At 63.1% G+C, this 2,587-nt stretch carries 2 protein-coding genes; both read right to left on the bottom strand.

Annotated elements, in window-relative coordinates:
- Positions 1-70: 70 nt before the first annotated feature.
- Positions 71-1,072, bottom strand: a complete 1,002-nt coding sequence (locus UP09_RS08825) for an adenosine kinase (RefSeq protein WP_044537738.1) — start codon at positions 1,070-1,072, stop codon at positions 71-73.
- Positions 1,073-1,464: 392 nt separating this feature from the next.
- Positions 1,465-2,568 carry an IS4 family transposase gene (locus UP09_RS08820; RefSeq protein WP_044535962.1) on the bottom strand — a complete coding sequence of 368 codons (1,104 nt, stop codon included), beginning with the start codon at positions 2,566-2,568 and terminating at the stop codon, positions 1,465-1,467.
- Between the last annotated feature and the right edge of the window lie 19 nt (positions 2,569-2,587).

The raw sequence follows: 2,587 nt of genomic DNA, 5'->3' as shown, positions 1-2,587 counted from the left end.
CCCTCACCCGGATCGCATCTGGCGATGCGATCCGACCTCTCCCCGCAAGCGGGGCGAGGTGAGAAGTGCCCTACACCAACAACCCCTGCTTCTTCGCCAACTCCTTCAACGACACCAGCGGCCGCGCGCCGATGTGCTGGATCACTTCTGCTGCAGCGAGCGCACCTAGTCTCCCGGCATTCTCATAACCGGCATTGCACACCAGACCGACCAGGAAGCCGGCGGCGAACAGATCGCCGGCGCCGGTGGTGTCGACTAGCTTGTCGATCGGATAGGCCGGCGCAGCGACCACGCCATCCCCGGAGATCACCACGCAGCCCTTTTCGCTGCGGGTGACGACGCCGAGTTTGGTGTCCTTGCCGAACTGCTTCAGCGCAGTGTCGAAATCCGAGGTCTGGTACAGCGAGTGCAGCTCGGATTCATTCGAGAATACCAGGTCCACGATGCCCTTGCGCATCAGGTCGAGGAACTCGTCGCGGTAGCGATCGACGCAGAATGAATCCGACAGCGTCAGCGCGACCTGGCGGCCGGCGCCGTGGGCGATCGTCGCCGCCTTCACGAAGGCATCCTTGGCGTTCTTCGGGTCCCAGAGATAACCCTCGAGATAGATGATGCCGGCGGCTTCGATCTGGGCGGGATCGATATCGTCGGGCGTCAGATCCTGCGCGGCGCCGAGATAGGTGTTCATGGTGCGCTCGCCGTCCGGCGTCACCAGGATGTAGGAGCAGCCGGTGGCGGGGCCGCTGGTGGCCGGCTTGGTGTCGAAGGTCACGCCGGCGGCACGAATGTCGTGGGTGTAGAGCCCGCCGATCTGGTCGTCCTTGACCTTGCCGACATAGGCCGCGCGCGCCCCGAAACTGCCGACGCCGACGATGGTGTTGGCGGCCGAGCCGCCCGAGATCTCGGTCGCCGGACCCATGTCGCCATAGATCGCGGTGGCCCTGGCTTCGTCGATCAGCTGCATCGAGCCCTTGGTCATGCCGTGCCGGGCGAGGAACGCCTCGTCGGTCTGCACCAGCACGTCGAAGATCGCGTTGCCGATCCCGAGAACGTCATATTTTGCGTCAGCCATTGACCTGCCCTGTTGTCACGAACGGCTGCGGCCTATCACGTTCGGCCCGGCGCCAGCAAGCCGCACAATTCGAGCAGAAGCAGCGAATCTCTCCCCTCGTCGTCCCGGCGAAGCCGGGACCCATGACCACAGGGTTGAGTTGTTGAAGAAGGCTGTGGCCCCAGCGTCGCGCAACAATGACCTTCGGTGGTTATGGGTCCCGGCTTTCGCCCATAGGCGCTAAGATAGTTTGATCATGGCCTGATAGCGGCGTTTACGTCTGGGAGGCTCGCGCAGATGTCGTTGGAGAGCGAGGCTGGCTCTGCGCAGACGCGCGATTGTGGGCTGGGGAATGATGGCTTGGAGCAGGGAGGCGATGAGCTGACGGAGCAGGCGCCATGCTGCAGGTCTGGTTAGGCGGCTTCGGCCAAGCGGGGAGAGTCCTCGAGTTCGTCGACAAGCGGCTCGAGCAGAAGAATGATCAGCAGGTGAGCGAGGATATGGGGTCTGGCAGACCGCTCGTCAGTTCCTGGAGGTCCTTTCAAGCCAATCAGGCTCTTCAGCCGCTTGAAGCCGAGTTCGATCCGCCATCGCAGCCGGTAAAGGGCAAGCAGATCAGCGGTTGTGAAGTCCTCGGGCTTGAGCGAGGTCACCAGGATCACCCAATCCGCAGCATCAAGCGTTTGCCTGGAGAGACGATGGCCTCCCTTCTGAGCCGTCCTGCGTGCCTTGCGCCGTGCAGCCTGAGCCGCATCTGCAGGTTTCTTGACGGCAACCAAACGCACAGCAAGCGGTGCTCCACCAGACTTGCGTTTTACCCAGATCGGCCGGTCGATGATGCCGCGTGCCGCGGCCTTGCGCAGTTCGGCGACGAGATCGATCAGATTGCCTTTGCGATCCAGCCAACAAGCGCTCTTCCAGCCCGAGCGGATCACGAAGTCCGCACCGGCCTCGACCAGATACGCCATGCGCTCCGGCTGCAGATAGGCGCGGTCGGCAAGACGGATCTCGCCGGCAATCAGCGGGATCCGGTCCAGCGTCTCGCCCGCGCGTTCGTCGGTCAGCTCGAAGTGACCAAAACGTTCTTGCGGAAGATCGAACGCACTGTGGATGCGCCACACCGCATTCTTCTGCCTGCCGCCGGTTCCAGCTTTTGGGACCGTCGTGGCGTCAACGATGCGGATCAGTCGACCGCGGCTTGCCTTCGGCGCACCGCTCGCAAGTGCCCGGCCTATCAGCTGTGCAAGCCAATCCCCGGACTGACGCAGCCGGTATAACAGAGCCACGTTGGAGATATCGACAAGGCCCACCGAAGTCGCCCATGCCGCCGTCAACCGCAGACCTCTCGTGCCCAGGCAATACGCAAGGATCAGCCGCAGCAGATCGACTGCATTGCTGATCTCGCGCGGGCGAACAAACGCCTTCGTCTCCCGCGCGCCAGCCTCCAGAGCCTCAGCTCCGCCCAGCCGCGAAACAACACGCGCCCAGTCTTCGTTCACAAGCGATTCGTTTCTCATCTCTTCTTGGAATCACACG

It is taken from the genome of Bradyrhizobium sp. LTSP885, from assembly GCF_000938305.1.
Classification (GTDB): Bacteria; Pseudomonadota; Alphaproteobacteria; order Rhizobiales; family Xanthobacteraceae; genus Bradyrhizobium.
The sequence above is the reverse complement of the archived record's forward strand: the minus strand, read 5'-3'. Positions and strand labels throughout refer to the sequence as shown.

Bases quoted from the DNA above. Each gene is read 5' to 3' on its own strand.
- UP09_RS08820 (WP_044535962.1), bottom strand. From the start codon at position 2,568: ATGAGAAACGAATCGCTTGTGAACGAAGACTGGGCGCGTGTTGTTTCG.
- UP09_RS08825 (WP_044537738.1), bottom strand. From the start codon at position 1,072: ATGGCTGACGCAAAATATGACGTTCTCGGGATCGGCAACGCGATCTTC.